The sequence below is a fragment of the Clostridioides sp. ES-S-0006-03 genome, from assembly GCF_020662275.1.
Classification (GTDB): Bacteria; Bacillota; Clostridia; order Peptostreptococcales; family Peptostreptococcaceae; genus Clostridioides.
In genome coordinates this window covers 405,849-412,925 of sequence record NZ_JADGMM010000003.1, presented here as the reverse complement: position 1 = coordinate 412,925, position 7,077 = coordinate 405,849, and the positions used below count along the sequence as shown (strand labels likewise).

General features: G+C 28.4%; 4 protein-coding genes and 1 pseudogene. 3 read left to right on the top strand and 2 right to left on the bottom strand.

Going from position 1 to position 7,077, the window contains the following annotated elements:
* Window positions 1-448: pseudogene (locus tag IR151_RS06250) on the top strand (cell wall-binding repeat-containing protein); the annotation flags it as partial.
* 350 nt (window positions 449-798) lie between these two features.
* On the opposite strand, the gene IR151_RS06245 reads toward IR151_RS06250, so the two are convergent.
* Window positions 799-2,043 (bottom strand): D-alanyl-D-alanine carboxypeptidase family protein, encoded by a 1,245-nt coding sequence (locus IR151_RS06245; RefSeq protein ID WP_227433656.1) that lies wholly within the window; start codon window positions 2,041-2,043, stop codon window positions 799-801.
* 41 nt (window positions 2,044-2,084) lie between these two features.
* Entirely contained in the window at window positions 2,085-4,919 is a 2,835-nt protein-coding gene (locus IR151_RS06240; RefSeq protein WP_227433655.1) for a sigma-54-dependent transcriptional regulator, read from the bottom strand.
* A 686-nt stretch (window positions 4,920-5,605) separates the two neighbouring features.
* Between IR151_RS06240 and IR151_RS06235 the strand changes: the two genes are divergently transcribed.
* Window positions 5,606-6,367 (top strand): threonine/serine exporter family protein, encoded by a 762-nt coding sequence (locus tag IR151_RS06235; RefSeq protein WP_227433654.1) that lies wholly within the window; start codon window positions 5,606-5,608, stop codon window positions 6,365-6,367.
* On the top strand, window positions 6,368-6,862 hold the full coding sequence (locus tag IR151_RS06230) for a threonine/serine exporter family protein (protein WP_227433653.1): 495 nt from the start codon (window positions 6,368-6,370) through the stop codon (window positions 6,860-6,862).
* Window positions 6,863-7,077: the final 215 nt, after the last annotated feature.

Here is a 7,077-nt window from a genome sequence, read left to right as displayed (position 1 = left end):
TGCAGAAACAAAAGTTACATTAGTATTTACAGTAGAGCATACATCAAGTGGAAAAACAGCTGACACAGGAGAAATAGAGGTAACAGTACCAGCTAAGACAGCTGTAGATACAGACCAAGAAGCAGTAGATAATGAGGCATCAAAAATAACAAGTGTAACTGCACCAACACAAGATGCAACAACACTAACAATGCCATCAGTATCAAGTGGATATACTATATCAATAAAATCATCAACTAACGAAAATGTTATAAAGAAAGATGGTACAATAGTGCCACCAGATGCAGAAACAAAAGTTACATTAGTATTTACAGTAGAGCATACATCAAGTGGAAAAACAGCTGACACAGGAGAAATAGAAGTAACAGTACCAGCTAAGACAACAGTAAGAACTGTGTCCTCTTTATTAGGTAGAATAGCAGTAAATTTTTTTAATTTCAATAAATAAAACTAGTATATAAAATGGGCTGTAAGTAGATTTGTATAAAAACAAATTTACCTACAGCTATTTTGGTATACTAAATTAGCAAATTTTGAATAATATTCATATGAAAAATTAAAAAACTATGCCTTTAAAACTTCACATAATTTTCACATGAATTCTCTATTAAATTCACACACAAGAGTTATTATATAAACATAGAAGATAGTAAAAACTAGCTTAAAAACATAATATAATACCCTATATAGATAGTGGCAACTCTCCCTCACATCCTCAATTGTTGCCACTATTTTAATTTTTTGTATAAAACAAAAAACCCCACCATAAAGTGGAGTTTTTCATAAATCTCATCTAACCTAAGCCTTAAAACAAACAGAATTTTTACCTTCAAGCTCTCTATTTATCTTAGCAACCTTAATCTTAATCTTGTCCTTCAAAGGGATACACCCTATATTGCTTTCACTTCTCACATTAACACTTCCAACAAACTTACCAGAATCATTATAATACTTTGCAACACCAACAATATCTCCCTTATTGATAGGATAACTCATGCTCTTAAACACTATCTTAGGATTGATATTCTCATTATCTGAAACAACACCATATAAATCTTTATCTACTTTAACCTTTATCTTAAAATCATCAATACCATCGATACAAGGAGTTTCTATAGTATCTCCCTTATGAGCTATCTTCTTAGAATGGAAATTATCTTTACCATACTTCAATAAACTAGCAGAAGAAGAAATTCTACTCTTCTTATTACCATCACCAAGCACAACACCTATTAATCTATGATTTCTTTCATTTTTAGCATCTTTAGGAACCATCATAGAAAATGCAAAACAATATCCAGCATTATCTGTATAACCTGTCTTTATTCCATCTACACCAGGAACTGAAACAAGTAGAGGATTTGTATTGTAGTGTGTAAAATCCTTTTTAGTATCATTATAAACTTGCATAGTAGTTATTCTAGTAACCTGACTTTCATAATGGTCATACATATACTTTCCAAGAGTAACTATATCATGAGCTGTTGATATGTTTTCTATAGGAGGCTCTTTACGTTCTGGGTCAGTATATCTAGGAAGACCATTTGGATTAAAATAATACGTATCATGCATTCCTATTTCTTCAGCTTTCTTATTCATCATATCTACAAAACTCTTTTCATCTTTACCAATGTATTTTGCTATGGCCATAGCTGCATCATTTCCAGAAACAAGCATAAGACCCTGCATAAGCTCTCCTAGAGGTATTTCATCTCCATCTTTAAGCTTACAAGTAGAACCTCCAACAGAAGCTGTAGACTTGTCTATTTTTACTATATCAGTTTCTTTAACTTGATTCTTATCTACTGCCTCTATTGCAAGTAAAAATGTCATCATCTTACTTAAGCTAGCTAGAGGCATTTTTTCGTCGCTATTTTTTTCAAATAATATTCTTCTAGTATCTTGGTCTATAAGCAATGCCGCCCTTGACGAATTTGGGACTGGTGGATTATCTGCAAATGAGAATCCAGGTGTTATAAATGTAAAAATTAATGCAAGTATTGCTAAGTATTTTATTTTTCTTTTCAAAATTTCATCCTCCATTTCATATACTAATTATGTGCGCAAGATAGGAACTATCAGTTTTATTTATTTAGATATTCATTAATCATATCTATTATATAAGCAATTTCCTCATCTGGTATCGAAATATTAAAGTAAGCTTCAGTTGTTTTAAAAGCTTCTCGTATTAATTCATATAATTTATAATTTTTACCAATTAAATCAGTAATGTTATTATATGGAAAAGTTGTATTTTTAAAACATCTTTCTATCATAAAAGAGCAGTGTAATATATATCCAAGTTTAAATTTACTCTTAAGGTCTTTGTCTATTAACTCTATTATTGAAAATAATGATGAATTAACATAGTTGAATAATTTAACTGAGTCCAATAATTCTAAGTTCTGAGACATAAAGTTTATTATTAAGCTGTTATATGATAGATTTGTTTCCTTTATATTAGTAATAATGTTGGCATTGAATGTACCTTCTATTATCTTGTTTAACATATCAAGCCCATATCCATTTAGAAGTTCTTCTATGTGTATAAATGGAGTGTTAGCAACATTAAAGTCTACACTACCAACAACTGCTAAAATTTTAGTATTACTAAATTTATTCCTATACATTTTAAAACTCTCTATATTATGAGGAACTAAGTTAATATTGTATTTATTAATATTTTTAAGTGAAGAATTTATAAAGTCTGCAACTTTCATAGCTGAACCATAACCTGTTATACAAGTAGTTATTATAACATAATCTCTTGATTTTTCAGGGTAATCTATTTCTGATGAGTCAATTGCAGCTCGTCCAATATATGGATTTAAAGAGCTTAAAGAGTTAGCTAACTCATCTAAGGTCATTTCCGGTAGAGTACTTTTTCTTACTGCTTCCAAAACTATTGGAGTAGACACCATTTCAATAGAGCGTGTTTTAATCTTTGTCTTTTCTGAAATAAGTTCTCCAAAAGCTATGAGAGAGCCCATATCTGTTAAAAGGAGTACTCCCTTACCTTTATCACATTCTTTTACCAATTCTATAGCTTTGTCAAGTATAGTACTTACTTTCACATCCAAAGGCATATCAATTGCATTACAATGGTTTGTACCAAGTAGTGAATTGGCTACATCACACATACTGCTAGCTGTTGAATTTCCATGAGCAAGTATTATAACTCCAATACTTTCAGTGTGATTATTAGGCTCAAGGTATGTACTATTTAGAAACATAGATATAAATTTTACTTCATCTTTGGGTAAAGATATCTGTAGGTCATTTTCAATTATACTTAAAACTATTTTAGCTATATTTAAATCTTTCTCTAAGAAAATTTTATCATTATATAGATTGTACTTAGGATTATATGTATCCTGGTTTATATTTTCTATTAGAGCACTTATATGCATTGAAAGAGCAACATAAGTCTGTTTTGTATATTTATTTCTAGATATTTTTTCAGCTTCTTTTAAAGAGTGTTCAACAGCATAGTAAATCTTTGGGTTGATTACTTTAAAAATCTCATTACTTGTATAATCAGAATGAGTCACTGATGATACTGAAAGTAATTTTGTAGAGTATTTCTCCATATAATTTATAAACATACTCCTTATATCATTTTCTAGATAAGGAATCTCTGTAGAGTATCTAAATCCATTGTTTGATGTATCTATATTGTATTTAGATAGTTCTTTTGTATACTCAACTTCTAAGTTATTACCATTGAATTCATAAAAAAGCATATAATCAAGTTCTGATAATTTGTTTAAATTACTGCGATTTTCATTCAACTTTAAAAGACCAGTGTAAATATAGTCAGGAACAAGAGACAAGTCTATTTCTATGTTATCTTTTAATTCAGTCTTATAATTTAAAAATGCTCTTGCACTCATAAGTTGTATATCAGACTTAAGTTGACCTATATTACCAAAACAGTCATAAAGTAGTAATGATTTAATTACATCTTTATGAACTCTTATAGTTGCATTAGTATATTTAGATTCTATAATGAAGAAATACTTAATGAGAGATAATCTTTCTTTTAAGGACCTATCCTGTAAAGCAGGTAGGTTAATTGTAACAGGAATTCTTCTTAGAAAAGTTCCAAGTAAGGAAGACTGTATATCTTCTGTTGTAGCACACACAATAAAGACTGTAGCTCTGTGTACGACATCAGATTCTCCTAATCGTCTGTATATACCTTTATCCATCAAAAGAAAAAGCATCTCTTGACCTTCTGGGGGTAATCTGTGTATTTCGTCTAAAAACAATATACCACCATTAGCCTGTGCAACTATCCCAAATTTATCCTTGTTAGCACCAGTAAAAGAACCTTTAACATAACCAAATAAATTACTAAGAAGTAAGTTAGCATTTTCTGCATATTCAGCACAATTAAATACTACAAATTTACTTTCAGAAGAAAAGACTTTGCTTTCTATAGCATATTTGTACATTGTTTCAGCAAATGTACTTTTTCCAACACCAGTAGGCCCTATAAGTAATGTATTAAGACCTTTTGGAGGGTAAAGTATGGCAGATTTAGCTTTTTCTATAGCTAATTTAAGGCTAGAATCATATCCAAGTAATGTTGAGAAGATATCCTCTGAATCATTTTTAGTTGATTTAAATAGTTCATTACAATTGCTTATAGAATATTCTGAGCTATTTAAAGTACGACCAATCAAATTTTCAATAATACCAGCATGTAAAAATAAAATAGGTTTACCAGATATTTTTACAACTTTCTTTTCATTGTATAGATTATTTAATTCTTTACTAGTATTACTTCTATCAAGAGATGAATTGTTAGCAACTTCAAGAGTAGTAAATCCTGTTTTCTCTGATTGTAGGTCTTTTAAAGTTATATTATTACATAACTTATGTAGTGATAATAAAACTTTATCTTTTCTTAACATATAGTACTCCCTTTCTTTATATTTAAGTTATATAAAATATATTATAATATATATTTTATATTAAAATAAGGTTTATAGTGGATATTTTGTATTTTACTTTTTAATATGTTGTTTTGTGTAGTAGTTGGTGTTAAAATAATAGTTGCATTATATGAGATATGGATTTTTATGGATTTACATAAGGCATTATGTTGTTATATTAGATAAGTATAAACCTTGTAATGTATGTAGCACTTTTATTTAATGTTCATATAAATATAAAAACTAATTATTTAAATAAACATAAAAATTAATTATTATCTTATGAGCAATTTGCAAGTGTACAGATTGAAAATTATAGTTATTGTAAATCATAAATTGTAGTAGGTTTTAAAGTATTCAATGAAGAATTAATAAAATGAATACTAAGTGGAGAGATAATTTTTTATTAAAACAAAAATAATGAAAAGAAAAATAAGCTTATAAAATTTAAAGAGGTTATATATCAATGGTTGAAAGTGTCTATGAAATATTAATTCAACCATTTTATGGTGTAAATAACTTTATAATTTATTTTTGACAAGCATAAAAAACAAATTTTTTCATAAAATCTAAATATTGGATATTAATTATTTAAACTAGTTTAAATAATTAATATATTGTAATAAAATATGAATAATATTATAAAAGAATGGGAGATATGTTTTGTGGATATAGATAGAATTTTAAATTTTTCCTCAAATGCAGGTAAAGCTATGTTGCAGAGTGGAGGAGAAACTTATAGAGTTGAAGAAACGATAAGTAGAATATGCCAATCTTTTGGTATAGAGCATGTTGATGTATTTGCAACTCCAACAGCTGTAATGGCATCTGTTTTTGTAGATGGAAAACTACATTCAGCAATTAAAAGAATAAGTTCAAGAAGGGTAGACCTAAACTTAGTTCATGAAGTTAACTCATTATCAAGAGCAATCAGTATAAATAATTTAGATATTGAGTTATGTGAGAGGATTTTAGATGAGATAAGTGAAGACAATTATTATTCAGATATAGTAACAATAATTTTTGCAGGTATTGCAGCAGCAACTTTTTCTATATTATTTGGAGGAGATTTAAAAGAATTTATAGCTGCATTTATGGTGGGAATAATGACTAAATTTGTTATTATGTACTTAAATAAGTCTTCACTAAACGATTTTTTTGTAAATGCAATAGGAGCAGTTGTCATAGCTTTTTGTTCCATTGTGATTCTAAAGCTTGGATTTATAAAGACTATGGACCATTTAATAGCAGGAGCAATAATGCTTTTGGTTCCAGGGCTTGCTTTAACTAATGCGTTAAGAGACTTGTTAGATGGTCAATTGATATCTGGTCTTGCAAAGTTGGCAGAAGTATTTTTTGTAGGTGTATCCATAGCAGTAGGAATGTTTTTGGTACTAGGATTATACTTCAAGTTAGGGGGTATATAAATGAAATTGTTTATAGAAGTAGTAGCAGCTTTTTTTACAGCCTTAAGTTTTGGAATCCTATTTAATATGAAGGGAAAAAACTTGATAATATCAGGTGTCGGTGGAAGTATAGCATGGTTTTCATATAAGTTTTGTTTGAATATGGGTGTATCAGTAAATTTGTGCTTTTTTATAGCTACAGTATGTTTTGCAATATATTGTGAATTATGTGCTAGGATTTATATGACTCCATCGACAACTTTAAGTGTTTGTTGTCTTATAATCCTAGTACCAGGTTATGGAATATATAACACTATGTATTCTGTTTTAACTAATGACTATATTAAGGCAGTAGAGTATGGGGTAAGTACATTATCTTGTGCAAGTTCGATTGCATTGGGGTTAGTATTTATAACCACAGTATTTAGGAAAGTTAATCTATATGGAATAGTTTCAAAGATAAAAAATAATGAAAAATATAAGAAGAGCATAAATAAAATTAAACCACAGAAATAGAAAAAATTGACTTTTATGCCAAAGGATGATAATATAATAACATAAAATAGAATAAGAATATCTTTTATTAAATTAGATATTCTTATTGTCATAATATTAGTCACGGTTTTTTATTTCAACAAACCGACAACTTGAATCACAGATGTAAGTTTTAGAACTTGTTTTGTATTAACAAATTTGTATTAATGTAGAAACCTTAATTCTAAATTAAAAGG

Coding starts and splice junctions, on each gene's coding strand:
- IR151_RS06240 (WP_227433655.1), bottom strand. CDS start 4,919: ATGTTAAGAAAAGATAAAGTTTTATTATCACTACATAAGTTATGTAAT.
- IR151_RS06230 (WP_227433653.1), top strand. CDS start 6,368: ATGAAATTGTTTATAGAAGTAGTAGCAGCTTTTTTTACAGCCTTAAGT.
- IR151_RS06245 (WP_227433656.1), bottom strand. CDS start 2,043: ATGGAGGATGAAATTTTGAAAAGAAAAATAAAATACTTAGCAATACTT.